Origin of the sequence: Mangrovitalea sediminis (assembly GCF_002514725.1) — a bacterium.
GTDB classification, from domain to species: domain Bacteria; phylum Pseudomonadota; class Gammaproteobacteria; order Pseudomonadales; family Oleiphilaceae; genus Mangrovitalea; species Mangrovitalea sediminis.
In genome coordinates, this window is the sequence record NZ_NTLB01000003.1 from 178,384 (window position 1) to 195,772 (window position 17,389).

A 17,389-nucleotide genomic window follows, 5' to 3' on the forward strand; every position below is an offset into this window, starting at 1 on the left:
ACAGGTCGTTAGTGTGGTGAGGGGCTGGAAGGATCTTAGACCTTCGTTAACCTCTAAAGATAATTTGGTTGACAGTGTTCTCAGGGCTTTTATCATCTCAGTCATTCCATGACCGTCTTTCGGTCTGCATCCATGTATTCCGGCATCACCCTACAGGGGCTGGCCGGTTTTGCCAAACAGGACGCCATGATGACTGCGATGACTGTAACTCCACGTCACGACTGGACTGCTGAAGAAGCGCGAGCGCTTTTCGAACTGCCTTTCAGCGATCTGTTATTCGAGGCGCAGCGGGTGCATCGGGCGCATTTCGATCCCAATGAAGTCCAGGTCTCCACGCTGCTGTCGATCAAGACCGGCGCCTGCCCGGAGGATTGCAAATATTGTCCGCAGAGCGGTCATTACAATACGGGCCTGGACAAGGAAAAGTTGCTGGAGGTCGAAAGGGTCGTTCAGCAGGCAAGAGCCGCCCGCGATAGCGGCGCGACACGCTTCTGCATGGGGGCCGCCTGGCGCAGTCCCTCGGAAAAGGATATGCCCTATGTGCTGGATATGGTGCAGCAGGTAAAGGAGCTCGGTCTGGAAACCTGCATGACGCTGGGAATGTTATCCGACGATCAGGCGCAGCGGCTTGCCGGCGCAGGTCTGGATTACTACAACCACAATCTCGATACCTCCGAGCAGTTCTACGGCAACATCATTACCACCCGGACCTATGCCGACCGGTTGCGAACGCTGGCTCATGTGCGTAATGCCGGCATGAAAGTCTGCTGCGGTGGGATCATGGGTATGGGGGAATCGGTGGATGACCGGGTGGGTCTTCTGGTGCAGCTGGCAACGATGCCGGTACACCCTGAAAGTGTGCCGATCAACATGTTGGTCAAGGTTCCCGGCACCCCGCTGGACGATGTGGATGCGCTGGACCCGTTCGACTTCGTTCGCACGATCGCGGTGGCCCGTATCATGATGCCTGCATCCCACGTCCGCCTGTCGGCCGGCCGCGAAGACATGAACGAACAGACCCAGGCGCTCTGTTTTCTGGCGGGAGCCAATTCCATCTTCTACGGCGAGAAATTACTGACCACCGTGAATCCGGCAGCCGACCGGGACCGCCAGCTTTTCGCCAAGCTGGGCATTCGTCCGGAATCCAGCGAAGAGTGCCGCTCGGAAGAAGCACAGCAGGCGGAGCTGATCGAATCCATCGAGCAGGAGAAAAATCGCCATCTCTTTTATGACGCCACTCGCAGTGCGAATGTCTGAGGTGTTGCTTGCGGGATTATGAAAAGGCCCTGGACCAGCGGCGGGCACAGCAACTCTACCGGCAGCGACGGTTGTTGGTGAGCCCGCAGGGGCCGGAAGTGCGGATCGATGGGCGTTCGCTGATCGCTTTTTGCAGTAACGATTATCTGGGGCTCGCCAATCATCCGGCACTGGTGGAAACCCTGCGCCAGGAGGCTGAGCGTCTGGGTGTTGGTGGCGGTGCATCGCATCTGGTGTGCGGCCATCATGAGGAGCATCACCGGCTCGAGGAGGCGTTGGCCGAGTTTACCGGCTATCCCGCCGTCCTGCTGTTTTCGACGGGCTATATGGCCAATCTTGGGGTCATCAGTGCCCTGACCGAACGGGGCGACACCGTTATCGAGGATCGTCTCAATCATGCTTCGCTAATCGACGGCGGTTTGCTGAGCCGGGCGAAACTGCAGCGTTATGCCCATGCCGATGTCGAGGCACTGTCCGCTCGTCTGGCAGCCGCCGAGGGAGAGAAGCTGGTGGTCACAGATGGCGTCTTCAGCATGGATGGCGATCTGGCGCCGTTGGCAGGGATGGCGTCAGCTTGCCGCCGGCATGATGCGCTGTTGATCGTCGACGATGCGCACGGCTTTGGCGTGATCGGCCATCAGGGGCGGGGTAGCGTCAGCCGCTGTGATCTTGGCGCGGATGAGGTGCCGGTCGTTATCGGCACATTGGGCAAGGCTTTTGGCACTGCCGGGGCCTTTGTCGCCGGGTCGCGCTCATTGATCGACTACCTGATCCAATCGGCTCGCCCCTATATCTACACGACGGCGATGCCCCCTGTTCTCGCTGCGGTGACCCGTCAAAGTCTGAGGCTGATTCGCGATGAAGAGTGGCGGCGGGAACGCCTGCGTTACCTGATTCGGATTTTTCGCGAAGAAGTCCAAGCCATCGGATTCCAGTTGATGCCCTCGGAAACCCCCATACAGCCGTTGTTGGTGGGTGACAGCGGCCGGGCTCTAGCGCTCAGCCAGGCACTGGAAGCGCAGGGCTTGCTGGTGACGGCGATTCGCCCGCCAACGGTGCCGACAGGTACGGCGAGACTGAGAGTCACACTGAGTGCTGCACATACAGACGCACATCTGGAGCAATTGCTCGCCGCGCTCAAGCGTGTCTACCGGCAACAACGGGTCACCCAATGACGGCCTTGGTGGTGATCGGCGGCTGGGGGCTTCCCGTCGAGGTGCTGGAACCGCTGGCTCGTGACTGGCGGGGCGAATGCTTTTACTTCGGGCTGGATCAGCCGCTGTCCTCCGTGGTGAATACGCCAGAGGCCTTCGCCGATACGTTGCTGGCACAGGTGCCAGACGGCGCTGCTTGGCTGGGGTGGTCTCTGGGGGGGCAATTGGCGATGTTGGCGGCATCGCGTGCGGTTATTCCTCCGGCAGGGGTTGTGACGTTGTGTAGTACCCCGGCTTTCGTGGAACGTCCGGGGTGGGAGCTGGGGATGGCTCGTGTTCGGTTTGAGGCTTTTGTGCAGGGTATGCGTGCGAATGCCGAGCGGGAATGGCGTCGCTTCCTGTTACTGCAAATCCGCGGTGATGAGCGTGCGACAGAGGCACGCCGGGCCCTGAATCCCTGGCTCGAACAGGGGGTTCCGGCGGCGCTGGCATCACTTCAATGCACGCTGGGCTGGCTGGAAACGCTTGACCTGAGAGAGCTCTGGCAGGCGCCGCCCTGCCCGGCGCTGCACATTTTGGGCGCCAGGGACCCTTTGGTCGATGCCGCTATCGCCGAGCAGCCGGGTATGCGGTCAAGGTTCCTGTCGATTCCGGAGATGGCGCATTGGCCCCATTCCCCATACTGGGGCAGCGTCCGGCAGTCTGTCATCGGGAGTATCGCAGCGTGGGAGTGATTGCACCGACACCTATAAACCTGGATAAGCAGTCGGTAGCCCGCGATTTCAGCCGGGCTGCGGAGCAATACGACCGGCTGGCGCTACTGCAGCGGCGGACAGGTCAGGCGTTGATGGCACGGCTGCCCACAAATGCCGTAGATGCGTTACTTGATCTGGGCTGTGGCACTGGTTTGTTCACGTCTCCGTTGCGGCAGCGTTTCCCGGGTGCCATTACGGTCGGCGCCGATCTCGCGCCGGGCATGATCGGTTACGCGCGCGATCATCATACGGGGGTGCGCTGGCTCGTCGCCGATGCGGAGGAACTGCCTTTTGCCTCGGCGACATTCGATGTGGTTTTTTCCAATCTGATGGTCCAGTGGTGTCCGTCACTTGAACGGTTCCTGGGTGAGGCTCACCGGGTGTTGCGGCCGGGCGGTATGCTGCTGTGTTCAACGTTGTTGGAGGGTACTCTCGCGGAACTCTCGGCGGCCTGGCATCAGGTCGACCCTGAGGGCCGTCACGTGAACCGCTTCCTTCCGGTTACTGTCTGGCAGCAGGCGCTAAAGCGACATTTCCCCGGGGCGGACCTGACGGTGGAAGCATTGACGTTATCCTATCCCGACCCGTTGGACTTGCTACGGGAACTGAAGGGAATCGGCGCGGGCTTTAAAGACGGGAGTCGCCGCCGCAGCGCGATGGCGCCAAGCCGCCTACAGCAATTGCGATCGGCTTATCCCCGGGCGCCGGATGGTCAGGTGATTGCGACCTATCAAGCCGGCTACGTGGTGGCAACGAAAGAAAACGGTTAGGCGGATACACATGGCAAAAAAGACATTCTTTGTGACGGGTACCGATACCGGTGTCGGAAAAACGTCGGTTTCGGCGGCTTTGTTGGTGGCCGCCCGTGAACAGGGACTGCGGACGATTGCGGTCAAACCTGTTGCGTCAGGGTGTGAGAGAACGCCGGAAGGCTTGCGGAACAGCGATGCACTGGCGCTCCAGAGCGCGATGACCGAGAGGCTTGCCTATGAGCAAGTCAATCCGGTGAGCCTGGAGCCGGCAATTGCTCCTCATGTGGCGGCTCGGCAGGCAGGGGTTCAGCTTTCCGTATCCCGCCTGGTGGGGTTCTGCCGCGGTGTTATGATGCGACCTGCGGAACTCTGTCTCATCGAGGGGGCTGGCGGCTGGCGGGTGCCTTTGAATCAACGGGAGAGCTTCGCCGGCGTGCCGCGTGAACTTGGCGTCGATGTCATCCTGGTGGTGGCGTTGCGACTTGGGGCCATTAATCATGCCTTGCTGACCGCGGAAGCGATACGCCATGACGGTTTGCGTCTGGCTGGCTGGGTGGGAAACCGGCCGGATTCGACGTCCATGGACGAGGAGCAGGATACTATCGAGTTTCTTCGGCAGCATATTGAAGCGCCTTGCCTCGGGCTTTTGCCCTGGGTCGGCAATGCCGATCCGGGCCTGTTGTCGCGGAGTCTGGATCTGTCGCCATTGACGCTCTATGGTTGATTTTTGTACAGATTCGTGCTTGAATTCTGATAACCGCCCGGACTCTATACGTCGTTAGTCGGGTGTTTGAGGTTTCAAGTGTGAATATTTCATCCCCGTCTCCACTACAGAGCGCGTTCTCTACGGTCTCGTCCTACGTACGCCAGGACACGAGAACGAGCGGTAATGTGCTGCGTAGCGGTGTCCTGGCTCCCGTCGATCAGACAGAGGCATCGGCCGCATCCCAGAGCGCGGCCGCCCGTTCTCCGGCGTCGACGGATACGGCCACCCAAACGAACGGTAACCAGGATAAAAACGCCAAGTCTTCCAGCAAATCGGATGACAGCAGCAAGACCTCAGGCGGCGATAACCGCGACAGGAGCGTGACGGGTCAGACGCTGACACCGCAGCAGAAGGAAGTCGTCCAGAAGTTGCAGGCGAGGGATCTTGAAGTTCATCAACACGAGGCGGCTCATCAGGCCGCCGGTGGCTCCTTGGCTGGTGCTGCGAGTTTTACCTATCAGCGTGGCCCCAACGGCGTGGAATACGCCGTCGGCGGGGATGTGCCCATCCAGATCAGCCAGGATCCGGGTAACCCTCAGGCGACGATTCAGCATATGGAGCAGGTTCGTGCTGCTGCACTGGCTCCTGCCCAGCCCTCTGCCCAAGACCGGTCGGTGGCTGCCGAAGCGTCACAGATCCTCCTCAAGGCGCAGACTGAGTTATTGAAAAAGCGCAGCGAACAACTCTCCTCCCAGGCTTCAGGCAACAGCGCCAAGACCTCCGGCCAATCCGGTCAGGGCAGTGCAGCGTCGGCGTCAGGTCAGTCTTCTTCGAACAGCGCGTCCGTTATCGGCATTCAGGCCTACAAGAATATTGCCGGCAACCCAGGTTCCAACAACGCTTCCTCATCGATCGCCAGTTTTTCCGCCAGCGCCTGATACCCTCTGTATCGTTTCTTCAAGGTTCCGCCCTGCTTCTCTAAACCCATGACACCACTGGGTTATGTCGGTATGAATTCGTGACGTATTAGACGTCTATTTTCTAAGCGCTCTCTTGACAAAAGCTTCCCAACAAACGTATGTTTCAAACACCTGTTTAATAATGGTCTAACGGAAGAGATCATGCGTATTGCGGTAGGTGGTCGCTTGAGTCGTCAGTCTATAACCGAGCGGCAACCTTGAGACAGTGATTGTCAAACCGCGATCAAGAATGCCGGCCGTCCCGTTACCGAGATTGAATGACGGGTTGAGCGGATAACCATTAGCAGACTGCGGCGATAGTCCTACGACAGCGCCGTCCAGAGCAGAAACCGAGGTGTGAGTCGATGCCTGAATATAAAGCGCCCTTGCGTGATATCAAATTCGTGATGACTGAGTTGCTGAACAGTGAGCAACATTACGCCAGCCTCCCCGGCGCCGAGGATTCGACGCCAGATATGGTTGAAGCCATTATTCAGGAAGGTGCGAAGTTCTGCGAACAGGTGTTGTCCCCGCTCAACCAGTCGGGCGACCGTGAAGGTTGTACCTGGAGCGAAGAGGGCGTGACCACGCCGACCGGCTTCAAGGAAGCCTATAAGCAATACGTCGAGGGCGGTTGGCCGTCCATGACGTCGCCGGTGGATTTCGGCGGACAGGGTCTACCCGAGTCGATCGGTCTGGTCATGAGTGAAATGGTCGGCAGCGCCAACTGGGCCTGGGGTATGTATCCCGGGCTGAGCCATGGTGCGGTCAACACCGTCATCGCTCACGGCTCTGACGAGCAGCGACAAGCCTACCTGCCCAAGCTGGTCAGCGGTGAGTGGACCGGTACCATGTGTCTGACCGAACCTCACTGCGGTTCGGATCTGGGCATCCTGCGTTCCAGGGCCGAGCCGAATGCCGATGGCTCTTACAGCATCACCGGCACCAAGATCTTCATTTCCGCCGGTGAACACGATATGGCGGAAAACATCGTTCACATTGTTCTGGCGCGTCTGCCAGATGCGCCGCAAGGCACCAAGGGTATTTCCCTGTTCATCGTGCCGAAGTTCCTGACGGATGGAAATGGCAACGTCGGCGAGAAGAACGCCGTGACCTGCGGTTCCATTGAGCACAAGATGGGGATTCACGGTAACTCGACCTGTGTCATGAACTTCGATGGCGCCAAGGGCTGGTTGATTGGGCCGGAAAACAAGGGCCTGAACTGCATGTTCACCTTCATGAACATTGCCCGTTTGGGTACCGCAATCCAAGGCCTGGGGGCTGCCGAGCTTTCCTTCCAGGGCTCTCTGGCTTATGCCCGTGAGCGTCTGGCCATGCGTTCCCTGTCCGGTATCAAAAACCCGGATGGCCCTGCCGATCCGATTATCGTACACCCGGATGTACGTCGTATGCTGCTGACCCAGAAAGCCTTTGCGGAAGGCGCTCGCGCGATGATCTACTTCGCAGCGCAGCAGGGCGACCTGGTTCACAAGGCGGAAGACGCGGAAACCCGCAACGAAGCTGACGAGCTGCTCAGCTTCCTGACGCCGATCGCCAAGGCCTTCCTGACTGAAGTCGGTTACGAATCGGCGAACCTGGGCATGCAGGTCTTCGGCGGCCACGGCTTCATCTCTGAGTGGGGCATGGAGCAGATCGTCCGCGATACCCGGATTTCCCTGATGTACGAAGGGACTACCGGAATCCAGGCGCTCGACCTGCTGGGCCGTAAAGTATTGATGAGCCAAGGCGAATCGCTTAAGCGCTTTACCAAGATCGTCCACATGTTCTGTAAGGAAAATGCTGACAACGAGCAGCTCAAGCCGCTGATTGAACCGCTGCAAAAGATCAACAAGGAGTGGGGCGAGCTGACCATGAAGATCGGCATGGCCTCGATGAAGAACCGGGATGAGGTGGGCGCAGCTTCTGTTGACTACCTGATGTACTCTGGTTATGCGGTTCTGGCCTATCTGTGGGCGCGCATGGCGAAAGTTGCACTCGACAAGCTGGCTGAAGGTACGTCGGAAGAGGCCTTCTACACGTCGAAGGTGCAAACGGCGCACTTCTACTTCCAGCGTTTGTTGCCGCGTACCCGCGCCCATGCAGAAATGATGGTGGCTGGTGCCGACAGTATGATGGATATGCCCGCGGAACACTTTGCGTTCTAAGCGGTGCTACCCGGAAAAGGCCCGCGATGCGGGCTTTTTTCTTTTGGGGTCGTATAACGATAACGTCCCAGGATTGACGTGCCCACGCCATGCGATTCCTTGAGGGATCGATTAAGATGGGGCCACGCCGATTCGGGAAACGGCAAGTGATCTTAAAGAGGGTGATTCGATGGCCGATTATCAAGCTCCGTTGCGCGATATGCGCTTTCTGCTCAATGAAGTCTTTGACGCGCCTGCACTTTGGGCTTCCCTGCCCGCGCTGAGCGAAGTCGTTGATCCGGATACCGCCGATGCCATTCTGGAAGAGGCCGGTAAAATCGCCAATGGCGTGCTGGCGCCATTGAATCGCGAGGGCGACGAGGAAGGCAGTCATTGGGATAACGGCACCGTTACTGCGCCGCACGGTTTCAAGGAAGCCTATCAAACGGTTGCCGAGGGTGGCTGGAATGGTCTGGGTGGTAACCCGGAATTCGGTGGCATGGGCATGCCGAAGATGCTGGTGGCGCAGTTCGAGGAAATGATGCAGGGCGCGAATATGGCGTTCGGTCTGGCACCAATGCTGACCGCCGGCGCCTGTCTGGCCTTGAGTGCCCATGGTAGCCAGGAGCTCAAGGAAAAATATCTGCCCAACATGTATGCCGGCACCTGGGCTGGAGCCATGGACCTGACCGAGCCGCATGCGGGTACCGACCTGGGCATCATTCGTACCAAGGCTGAGCCCAATGCCGACGGCAGCTACGCTATCACCGGGACCAAGATCTTTATTACCTGGGGCGAGCACGACATGGCCGAGAACATCATTCACCTGGTGTTGGCGAAATTGCCGGACGCGCCAGCGGGCCCCAAAGGTATCTCCCTGTTCCTGGTGCCCAAGGTCCTGGTCAACGGTGACGGCTCTTTGGGCGAGCGCAACAGCCTTTCTTGCGGTTCCATCGAGAAAAAGATGGGCATCAAGGCGTCAGCGACCTGTGTGATGAATTTCGATGGCGCCACGGGTTGGCTGGTCGGCGAGCCGAACAAAGGCTTGGCCGCCATGTTCACCATGATGAATTACGAGCGTCTTGGCGTGGGTATTCAGGGTATTGGTGCGGCCGAAGCCTCTTATCAGAATGCGCGCGCTTACGCGATGGATCGTCTGCAAAGCCGTGCGCCGACAGGCGCGCAACAAAAGGACAAGGCAGCTGATCCGATTATCGTGCACCCTGACGTGCGCCGAATGCTGCTGACCCAAAAGGCCTTCGTTGAAGGTGGCCGCGCATTCTCCACCTACGTGGCGAGCTATCTCGACCTGGCGAAATTTGCCGAAGGCGAGCGCCAGGAGCGGGCCGAGGCGATGGTCGCACTGCTCACGCCGGTGGCCAAGGCGTTCCTGACCGATCGCGGACTGGAGTGCTGTATTCTTGGTCAGCAAGTGTTCGGCGGCCACGGCTTCATCCGTGAGTGGGGACAGGAGCAGTTGGTTCGCGATACCCGGATCACGCAGATCTACGAAGGTACCAACGGTATCCAGGCGCTGGATCTTATGGGTCGGAAAATCGTGGCCAATAAGGGACGTTATTACGAACTGTTTGCCCAGGAAATCGTTGATTTCATTGAGGCGAATGCGGGTAACGAGAAACTGAAACCGTACCTCGAGCCTCTGGCGGCGGCGCTGGAGCGCCTGTCGGATGTCACCGAATATATTCTGGACGCCGCTGCACGTGACCCGAACGAAATCGGTGCTGCATCCGTCGATTACCTGGACCTGTTCGGTCTGACCGCTGTGGCGTTCATGTGGGCGCGTATGGTGGCGGTCGCGGGTGAGAAGGTCGATGCCGATACGTCCGGTTTCTACTCCAGCAAACTGAAGACGGCGCAATTCTTCTTCGGGCGCCTGCTGCCGCGTACTGTCTCCCTGGCGGAGAGTATTCGTAGCGGATCGGACCTGATGATGACGATGACGGCGGAAGAGTTCTAATCCGACGTCGATAACTAAAAAGCCGCAGAGATTTCGGTCCCTGCGGCTTTTTTGTATGTGGCATATTTTCCGTTATCGGTCTCGCTATAACCGGCCACGAATTCGGTCGTATCCTTTGTGAATCTCGCTACCCAGGTCTTTCGCCGCTGACGCAATGTCGTGGCTGGCGTCTTGGGCGTCATGCCCGATCTGTTTCATCTTGTTGAGAAACTGGTCCCATTTCACTTCCAGGTCATCCCATTCGTCTTTGACATCTTCCTTGGCCAGGTGCATCTGCACCCGTAACTCATCACGTTGCTGGCGCAACTGATCGTTCAGCTTTTTCAGATCTTCTTGCATGGTCATGCTGGCAGCTCCTCCCTGGGACAGGGTCCTTTCGGCGTTGTACGAGTCCGATATCCGGCCCGCTCCTTAATGAAGAGTCTGCGTTACAACGTGAAAGGAGGTGTTGACGCTCGTCAAGAAGGGAGGGGATTCAGCGGTTGGGTGCCGTGAGGTGGCCGACGAGCTGACTCAAGGCCATCCAGGGTAGTGCAGTATCTTGCCCCTTGGCGGCCCGGTCCACCTGCGCGCAGAGGGTGATCGCCTCGTTCAGGCGAGCGCTATTCACACGGCGTGCGGCTTGCTCCAGTTGACGGGCGCGTTGCGGCTGGCGAATGCGGCGGCTGTTGAAAAACTGACGAGTTGGGTGGCCGTGCTGCATCTCGTGCTGCAGTGCCATCAGCGTCTGCAGTTCCCGGGAGAGTATAGCCAGCACGCCAAGGGGATTTTCGCCTTCATGTTCCAGTGTCGTCAGGATCTTTTGCGCGTGAACCGCGCGTCCCTGCAATACCTCGGAAACCAGCTCGAAAACGTTAAAGCGCGCACTGTCGAGCACGGCCTCCTCGACCATCTGCTCGTCGACCGAGCCGTCCGGACAAAGAAGGTGAAGGCGATCCAGTTCCTGGCTTGCTGCCAACAGGTTGCCTTCCGTGCGGTCGGCCAGCAATTCCAGTGCGCCGCCAGTGAGTGACAGTCCCTTGGCCATGGCGCGCTCCCGCAACCATTCCGGAAAACGGTGCAGGTCGACAGGCCAGATCTGGACATGTACACCGGCTTCCTCGACCTGTTTCAGCCAGCGCTTACGCTGCTCGCCCGGGTCGAGGCGGGTGCTGATCAGGAGGACGATAATGTCGTCAGGCGGCTGTTTCAGAAAATCTTCAATGACCGTCTTGCCGTCGCCCAGTTTGCCTTTGGGCAGATGGATCTCGATGCGTCGTTTTGATGCAAACAGTGAAAGCGCGCTGACTTCATCGCGAACCAGATTCCAGTCAAGGTTGGTGTCGGCATGAAAGACCTGGCGGTCGAAATATTCGCGATCGCGAGCTGCTTTACGGATGGCGTCGCAGGCTTCCTGAACCAGCAGCGGTTCATCGCCGCTGACCAGGTAGACCGGCGCCAGGGTCTTGCGTAAATGGGTGTTCAACTGGGAGACGCTGGCTTTCAAGGGTGGGGCTCCCGGTTGTCAGGGGGTGGTGCCGGATGATGTGGCCGGTTTCCCTGGTGTGTTTGTTTTCTTCTGATAGTCCTGACGCAGGGTTTCGATCCGTTCCTGAGTGAAAGGCGTCAACTTGAACAGGATTTGCTGGGCAAGTCGCCCGTAGAGTGTCTTGTTCAGGTTTTGCTCTTCGCGACGTGCACCAAGGATGCTGGTTTCATTGTAGTTGTAGTCCTCGAAGGTGCTGACCGGATTATTGGTCAGCAGGGGAATCCCATCGGGGGTACTCAGCGACACCTTCGCGGTCATGCGAAGTTCGTATTGGGCGGCAACGGCCGTTTGAGTGATGGCCGTCGCCCGTTTCTCGCTGGTCAGGCTGTTCAGGGTCAGGACGTAATGCCCCTGTTCCTGGTCTTCGAGGACGATCCCGCTGCGTTTCAGTGTGTCCCTGACGCGGCTGCACAACTCGTAGGGAATGCCCGACTGACAGGATAGATACAGGGGTTGCACCGCCTGTGGCACCTGCGCAACGCCGCGCAGGTGAAAACCACAGGCGGCAAGCGCCAGTCCGGCTGACAAAGCGAGCGGGAGGCGGACCAGCGACGTCGCGCGCCTGTTCGATATGCCTGTCGTCATGGAGCCTGTTCCTTGTCGTTCATGCAGCGATCAGTTGGCGACGATATTGACCAGTTTACCTGGGACCACGATGACCTTACGGATGGTCTTGTCAGCCGTGAAACGGAGGACCGTCGGTTCCTCCAGTGCCTGCTGCTGCAGAGAGTCCTTGTCGATGTCAGCCGGTACCTGCAAGCGCGCGCGCAGTTTGCCGTTGACCTGAACCACGATTTCCAGGCTGCTGCGCACCATGGCGGATTCATCGGCGACCGGCCATGAGGCGTCCTCAATGGCATCCTGGTGCCCCAGCACTTGCCAGAGTTCGTGGCAGATGTGCGGCGTGATCGGCGCCAGCAACAGAACCGCGGCTTCGAGCGCTTCCTGGCTGACGGCCCTGTCCTGTTCGCTGTCGCCAGCGAGGCGGCCCGTTTCGTTGAGCATTTCCATGACCGCAGCAATCGCGGTATTGAAGGTCAGGCGACGGCTGACGTCATCGCTGACTTTGGCGATGGTTTCGTGAATCTTGCGCCGCAGGTCGCGCTGGCTGTCGTTAAGTTGTGCGGTATCCAGCGCCGGTGCAGGGCCTTGGGCAACGTGTTCCTGAACCAGGCGCCAGAAACGACGCAGGAAGCGGTTGGCGCCTTCGACACCACTGTCGGACCATTCGAGGGACTGCTCCGGCGGTGCAGCGAACATCATGAACAGACGAACCGTATCGGCGCCGTACTGGTCGATGATGGCCTGCGGGTCGATGCCGTTATTTTTCGACTTCGACATCTTGCTCATGCCTGCCGGAAGTACCGGCTGACCATCGTCCTTGTGCACGGTGCGGATGACCTGTCCCTTGTCGTCGCGCTCTACCACAACGTCCTGGGGTGAAATCCAGATCTTGCCGCCACGTTCGTCCTCCCGGTAATAGGTCTCGGCCAGCACCATCCCCTGACAGAGCAGACGCTTGAAGGGTTCATCGCTGTTGACCAGGCCGAAGTCGCGCAGCAGCTTGTGGAAGAAGCGGGAATAGAGCAGGTGCAAAATGGCGTGCTCGATGCCGCCGACATACTGATCCACCGGCAGCCAGTAGTTGGCGGCATCCGGCGCCAGCATGCCGTCCTGATACTGCGGGCAGCAGTAGCGCGCATAGTACCAGGAGGACTCCATAAAGGTGTCGAAGGTATCGGTTTCGCGGGTTGCCGGTATACCGTTAACCCGGGTCGCGGCCCAGGTCGGATCGGCCTTGATCGGCGAGATGACACCGTCCATTTCCACATCTTCCGGCAACACAACTGGCAACTGGTCGGCCGGTACGGGCATCTCTTCACCGTTTTCCAGGGTCAGCATGGGGATCGGTGCGCCCCAGTAACGCTGGCGGGAGACGCCCCAGTCACGCAGCCGGTAGTTGACCTTGCGTTCGCCCTTGCCGGCAGCCTGGAGTTTGCTTGCTATGGCATCGAAGGCTTCGGCGGAGGACATGCCGGTGAATTCGCCGGACGATACCAGTAGGCCCTTTTCGGTAAATGCGGCTTCCTGGACGTCTATTTCGCGCTCGTCGGTGGGTGCAATCACCTGTTTGATCGGCAGGCCGAACTTGTGGGCGAACTCGTGATCCCGTTCGTCATGACCGGGTACCGCCATAACGGCGCCGGAGCCGTATTCCATCAATACGAAGTTGGCCACCCAGACGGGGACTTCCTCACCGGTGAGCGGGTGCAGCGCGAACAGGCCGGTCGGTACGCCTTTCTTCTCCATCGTGGCCATATCGGCCTCGGCGGTCTTGGTATGGCGGCACTCTTCGATGAACTGTGCCAGCTCGGCGCTGCGCTGTGCCGCTTCCAGGGCCAGCGGATGCTGAGCCGCCAGGGCGACGTAGGTGACGCCCATCAGCGTATCGGGGCGGGTAGTGTAGACGGTCAGGGTTTCTTCGCGGTTCTTCAGGCCGAACTGGAGTTCAACACCTTCGGAGCGACCGATCCAGTTGCGCTGCATGGTCTTGACCTGTTCGGGCCAGCCTTCGAGCTGGTCCAGGTCGTTGAGCAGTTCCTCTGCGTAGTCGGTGATCCGGATAAACCACTGGGGGATTTCTTTCTGTTCGACCAGCGCACCGGATCGCCAGCCGCGGCCGTCGACGACCTGTTCGTTGGCGAGAACGGTCTGGTCCACAGGATCCCAGTTAACGGTGGCGTTCTTCTTGTAAACCAGGCCCTTTTCATACAGCTTGGTGAAGAACCATTGCTCCCAGCGGTAGTATTCCGGGGTGCAGGTAGCCAGCTCCCGCTGCCAGTCATAGCCGAAGCCCAGCTGTTTCAACTGGTTCTTCATGTAATCGATGTTGGCGTAAGTCCACTTTGCCGGCGCCGTTTCGTTCTTGATAGCGGCATTTTCCGCCGGCAGGCCGAAAGCGTCCCAGCCCATGGGCTGCAACACGTTCTTGCCACACATACGCTGGTAGCGTGCAATCACGTCCCCGATGGTGTAATTGCGCACATGCCCCATGTGCAACTTGCCGCTCGGGTAGGGGAACATGGAAAGACAGTAGTACTTGGGCTTGCCAGGTTCTTCGCGGACACTGAAGGTCTGGTTGTCGTCCCAGTATTGCTGTGCCGCTTTTTCGATGTCGCGCGGGCGATAATGCTCGTCCATTCCTGTGTTCACCTTCTTGATCGTGTGATGACGCTCTGCCGATGCGTTATCCTGAAAGTCTGACACGAAGCTTCTCGAGGGGCTGGCCGGCAGCGGGGAGTAATAACCCGTTCGCTGAAGGGGCACTGCCGCAGGCCGAGTCAAAACGGCCGTTCGTTGGAACTGTTCGTCCGGTTTGGGCGCCACCCTGTTGTCAGGCAGCTTCGTTGATGGATGTCAGGTTGTGGTTTAACGAAAGGACGTATTCTAACCTAGCATCAGGGTGACAGGTAGCCTTGTCGGGTCTGCTGGGCCAGGTTGGTCTCGGTGGTATTCGGATAGACAGTATTTGGATCGAATGTAGTCGGATGGAGACGTGTAATGAAAGATGAGAAAAGTCCGAAATTGAGCGGGCAGGCCGAGCAGATCTACAACCGCATGCTGCAACGGGTGGAGAAGGCTCTGGTCGTGGCTGAGGACAAGACCTGGGAGACCCTGACCGCCGAAATCGACAAGGCCGTGGAGTTTGAGATGGAGCTGGGTGAGGCCACCCGGGATGAGTTAAGCCTGTTGGCGGCCTATCTGCGTCGTGATCTGCAGCACCTGGTGCAATTCTTCGGTAGCGGTGACGAAGAGGAGACGCTGGGAGACTGGCTGCGGCTGGATCTGTCGCTGGTTGAAAAGCAGTTGGCGGATTTGCTGCTTTCCATTGCGGACAAAACCCAGGTCGAAACGCTGGAGCTGGATCAGAAAATTCATCATGCGCCGGATCAGTATCTGAGTGGCGAGATCGCTACGGCAGGTGTTCTGCGTTGCCTGGATTGCGGGGAACCGGTGGCGTTGACCGTTACGACCCGTATCGAACCCTGCCATCATTGTGGGTCGCATTACTTCGAACGAATTACGGCGAGGTCGCCAGAGCCGGACAGTGCTGCGTCCTGAGAATTATCGTTGAAGGCCGCCTGGATCAGTTGGGCCATGGCATCGGCGGCGGGGGTCAAGACGCGCCCCCGTCGCCATGCCAGGACACAGGAACGCTGCAGGCTGGGTTGTACGACCGGAATGGCGACCAGACATTCGACATTGCACAGCACACTTAATGTCACGCCCGGCAGCAAAGTGACTCCCAGCCCCCGCCGAACGAGATCGACCTGAACCCGTAACGAGTCCACCTCCAGGTCGGTCCGAACCGTCAATCCCTCGCGAAAGGCATATTGCTGAACCAGCGCGCGCAATCCGTGCCGCAATCCCGGCAAAATCAAGGGGAGCTCCACGACTTCGTCGAAACGGACACTGTCGCGGGATGCCAGGGCATGTTCCTGATCACAGACCAGGTGCAGATCCTCCGTCCCTAAAAAGCATGTCTGGACACCGCTGACCGCCGCGACTTCGTAGAGAATGCCCAGGTCGATGGTGTCGTTGAGCAGGCCCTCCTGGATAGTACCGCTGAGATCCTCTACCAGGCGCAGGCTGACGTTGGGGTAGAGGGCACGAAAACGTTCCACCAGTGGCGCAGTCAACCGGACGCCGACGCTCGGCGGAAGGCCAAAACTCAGGCGTCCTCCGAGGGTGTTCTTGTGCTGTCCGGTCTCCTGTCGTAATCGGGAGGCATTTTCCAGCACAGCCTTTGCGTGACCCAACGCTCTCCGTCCAGCTTCGGTCAGCGCGACGCCTCTGCCAGTGCGTTGAAACAGGCGTGCATTAAGCGCCTGTTCCAGGGCCTGTATTTGGCGACTCAGCGTAGGTTGCGACAGGTTGAGTTGCTCTGCTGCCCGCAACAGACTGCCCTGTTCTGCGGCTTGCACGAAGCAACGCAGCTGTTTCAGCTCCATGACGCGGGGTATCCGATAAATGAATATCTGATAGTTTGGAATTGCTGTTGGTAAAAGACAAGGTGTGGGAGATCATCGTCTTTCTCGGTTTACCATCCGTTTTTCGCACATCTTTCGCAAAGAGAGCCCTTGTTATGCCCATACGTCAACGCCTTGAATCCGGCCTTGTCCTGGTCGCCCTAGCCACCTTCTGTCTGGCTTTTAAAGGCATCTTTGCACGACTGGCCTACGAAGATGGGTTGTCTGTAGACAATCTGCTCCTCCTGCGATTCCTGTTTGCCGTTCCCTTGTTTCTCCTGGGTGCCCGTTGGCTCAATCGTGGCAAACCACGTGTGCGGCTCACGCGAAAGCAGTGGGGATGGGCCGGATTGACGGGCATGCTGTTTTTTCTCAGTGCCTTGTTTGACTTCAATGCGATCAAGTTGCTGGGCGCCAGTGTTTCCCGCTTGATCCTCTATGTCTTTCCCGCCCTGGTCATGCTCCTACAAAGCCTTCTAACACGACGCCTGCCGCCTCTACGGCAGGGCATGGCCTTCGTCGTGGCATGGCTGGGAATCGCTCTGGTCCTGTCACCGGGGTGGCATGGCGGCGGAATGGACCCATGGGGCGTCGCCTGTGGCTTTGGTGCGGCTTCGTGCTATGCGGTGTTCTGGCATATCAGCCAGCCGCTGACCCGCGAGCTGGGGTCTGTGCGTTTCAATGAAGTCTCTAACAGTTTTACCTTGGTGGCGATGTTGGTTTTCCTGGTGCCGGTCGCCCACCTCAATCAGTTGCGTTATGTTCAACCCATGGCCTGGGCCTGGGTGCTGGCATTGGTGGTGCTCACCACCGTCCTGCCTTTCTTCCTGTTGTTTGAAGGATTGCGCCGGGCGGATGCCGGCGAGGCTGGGGTGGTGGCAATGTTTGGTCCTGTGGTGACGGTTCTCGGGGCCTGGGTGGCCGTTGGCGAGCGGCTGTCGCCCATACAGTGGGCCGGGTTGGTCGTGGTGTTGGGGGCGATGGCGTTTATGAAGGCGCGGCGGAAGCCGGAGGCGGTTAACGCGACGGTTGATGCCTCCGCTTCGACACGTTGAGATCAAGGGCTCCGCCGGAGCCCTTGATGACGATCTGGCATTCGGCGCATTGCCCTTCGGTTAATGCGCCC

At 58.9% G+C, this 17,389-nt stretch carries 15 protein-coding genes; 10 read left to right on the forward strand and 5 right to left on the reverse strand.

Going from position 1 to position 17,389, the window contains the following annotated elements; genetic code table 11:
* The first annotated feature begins 186 nt into the window (after nucleotides 1-186).
* From bioB to CLR77_RS07800, 8 genes are all read left to right on the forward strand, one after another.
* A complete protein-coding gene (gene bioB / locus CLR77_RS07765) occupies nucleotides 187-1,257 on the forward strand; it encodes a biotin synthase BioB (RefSeq protein WP_227519868.1) in 1,071 nt (356 codons plus the stop codon).
* An 8-nt stretch (nucleotides 1,258-1,265) separates the two neighbouring features.
* Nucleotides 1,266-2,432, forward strand: a complete 1,167-nt coding sequence (gene bioF / locus CLR77_RS07770; protein WP_097460068.1) for an 8-amino-7-oxononanoate synthase — start codon at nucleotides 1,266-1,268, stop codon at nucleotides 2,430-2,432.
* Nucleotides 2,429-3,145: an alpha/beta fold hydrolase gene (locus CLR77_RS07775; protein ID WP_097460069.1), complete on the forward strand. Its 717-nt coding sequence runs from the start codon at nucleotides 2,429-2,431 to the stop codon at nucleotides 3,143-3,145. Before bioF ends, CLR77_RS07775 begins: the two co-directional genes overlap by 4 nt.
* Nucleotides 3,136-3,936, forward strand: coding sequence for a malonyl-ACP O-methyltransferase BioC (gene bioC / locus CLR77_RS07780; protein WP_158227144.1), 801 nt, complete (start codon nucleotides 3,136-3,138; stop codon nucleotides 3,934-3,936). Before CLR77_RS07775 ends, bioC begins: the two co-directional genes overlap by 10 nt.
* Before the next feature lie 10 nt (nucleotides 3,937-3,946).
* Nucleotides 3,947-4,642, forward strand: coding sequence for a dethiobiotin synthase (gene bioD, locus CLR77_RS07785; RefSeq protein ID WP_097460071.1), 696 nt, complete (start codon nucleotides 3,947-3,949; stop codon nucleotides 4,640-4,642).
* Nucleotides 4,643-4,722: 80 nt separating this feature from the next.
* Nucleotides 4,723-5,562 carry a putative metalloprotease CJM1_0395 family protein gene (locus CLR77_RS07790; RefSeq protein ID WP_227519847.1) on the forward strand — a complete coding sequence of 280 codons (840 nt, stop codon included), beginning with the start codon at nucleotides 4,723-4,725 and terminating at the stop codon, nucleotides 5,560-5,562.
* Nucleotides 5,563-5,948: 386 nt separating this feature from the next.
* Complete coding sequence (locus CLR77_RS07795; protein ID WP_097460073.1) at nucleotides 5,949-7,748, forward strand: acyl-CoA dehydrogenase C-terminal domain-containing protein; 1,800 nt, start codon at nucleotides 5,949-5,951, stop codon at nucleotides 7,746-7,748.
* 169 nt (nucleotides 7,749-7,917) lie between these two features.
* Nucleotides 7,918-9,705: an acyl-CoA dehydrogenase C-terminal domain-containing protein gene (locus CLR77_RS07800; protein ID WP_097460074.1), complete on the forward strand. Its 1,788-nt coding sequence runs from the start codon at nucleotides 7,918-7,920 to the stop codon at nucleotides 9,703-9,705.
* A gap of 84 nt (nucleotides 9,706-9,789) precedes the next feature.
* On the opposite strand, the gene CLR77_RS07805 is transcribed toward CLR77_RS07800, so the two are convergent.
* The 4 genes from CLR77_RS07805 to leuS all read right to left on the reverse strand — a co-directional run bounded on the left by CLR77_RS07805 (nucleotide 9,790) and on the right by leuS (nucleotide 14,434).
* Nucleotides 9,790-10,050 (reverse strand): hypothetical protein, encoded by a 261-nt coding sequence (locus CLR77_RS07805; RefSeq protein WP_097460075.1) that lies wholly within the window; start codon nucleotides 10,048-10,050, stop codon nucleotides 9,790-9,792.
* A 130-nt stretch (nucleotides 10,051-10,180) separates the two neighbouring features.
* Entirely contained in the window at nucleotides 10,181-11,191 is a 1,011-nt protein-coding gene (gene holA / locus CLR77_RS07810; RefSeq protein WP_097460076.1) for a DNA polymerase III subunit delta, read from the reverse strand.
* Between the two features lie 18 nt (nucleotides 11,192-11,209).
* Nucleotides 11,210-11,818, reverse strand: coding sequence for an LPS-assembly lipoprotein LptE (locus CLR77_RS07815; RefSeq protein WP_097460077.1), 609 nt, complete (start codon nucleotides 11,816-11,818; stop codon nucleotides 11,210-11,212).
* Between the two features lie 30 nt (nucleotides 11,819-11,848).
* Nucleotides 11,849-14,434 (reverse strand): leucine--tRNA ligase, encoded by a 2,586-nt coding sequence (gene leuS / locus CLR77_RS07820; protein WP_097460078.1) that lies wholly within the window; start codon nucleotides 14,432-14,434, stop codon nucleotides 11,849-11,851.
* A gap of 360 nt (nucleotides 14,435-14,794) precedes the next feature.
* Between leuS and CLR77_RS07825 the strand changes: the two genes are divergently transcribed.
* Nucleotides 14,795-15,355, forward strand: coding sequence for a zinc ribbon-containing protein (locus CLR77_RS07825; protein WP_097460079.1), 561 nt, complete (start codon nucleotides 14,795-14,797; stop codon nucleotides 15,353-15,355).
* On the opposite strand, the gene CLR77_RS07830 is transcribed toward CLR77_RS07825, so the two are convergent.
* Nucleotides 15,301-16,245 (reverse strand): LysR family transcriptional regulator, encoded by a 945-nt coding sequence (locus CLR77_RS07830; RefSeq protein WP_097460080.1) that lies wholly within the window; start codon nucleotides 16,243-16,245, stop codon nucleotides 15,301-15,303. The two genes, CLR77_RS07825 and CLR77_RS07830, sit on opposite strands and share 55 nt — an antisense overlap.
* Before the next feature lie 134 nt (nucleotides 16,246-16,379).
* On the opposite strand from CLR77_RS07830, the gene CLR77_RS07835 reads away from it, so the two are divergent.
* A complete protein-coding gene (locus tag CLR77_RS07835) occupies nucleotides 16,380-17,318 on the forward strand; it encodes a DMT family transporter (RefSeq protein WP_097460081.1) in 939 nt (312 codons plus the stop codon).
* Nucleotides 17,319-17,389 lie beyond the last annotated feature (71 nt).

Bases quoted from the DNA above. Each gene is read 5' to 3' on its own strand.
- CLR77_RS07800 (WP_097460074.1), top strand. From the start codon at position 7,918: ATGGCCGATTATCAAGCTCCGTTGCGCGATATGCGCTTTCTGCTCAAT.
- CLR77_RS07805 (WP_097460075.1), bottom strand. From the start codon at position 10,050: ATGACCATGCAAGAAGATCTGAAAAAGCTGAACGATCAGTTGCGCCAG.
- CLR77_RS07775 (WP_097460069.1), top strand. From the start codon at position 2,429: ATGACGGCCTTGGTGGTGATCGGCGGCTGGGGGCTTCCCGTCGAGGTG.
- bioB (WP_227519868.1), top strand. From the start codon at position 187: ATGATGACTGCGATGACTGTAACTCCACGTCACGACTGGACTGCTGAA.
- CLR77_RS07835 (WP_097460081.1), top strand. From the start codon at position 16,380: ATGCCCATACGTCAACGCCTTGAATCCGGCCTTGTCCTGGTCGCCCTA.
- leuS (WP_097460078.1), bottom strand. From the start codon at position 14,434: ATGGACGAGCATTATCGCCCGCGCGACATCGAAAAAGCGGCACAGCAA.
- bioD (WP_097460071.1), top strand. From the start codon at position 3,947: ATGGCAAAAAAGACATTCTTTGTGACGGGTACCGATACCGGTGTCGGA.
- CLR77_RS07825 (WP_097460079.1), top strand. From the start codon at position 14,795: ATGAAAGATGAGAAAAGTCCGAAATTGAGCGGGCAGGCCGAGCAGATC.
- CLR77_RS07795 (WP_097460073.1), top strand. From the start codon at position 5,949: ATGCCTGAATATAAAGCGCCCTTGCGTGATATCAAATTCGTGATGACT.
- CLR77_RS07830 (WP_097460080.1), bottom strand. From the start codon at position 16,245: ATGGAGCTGAAACAGCTGCGTTGCTTCGTGCAAGCCGCAGAACAGGGC.
- CLR77_RS07815 (WP_097460077.1), bottom strand. From the start codon at position 11,818: ATGACGACAGGCATATCGAACAGGCGCGCGACGTCGCTGGTCCGCCTC.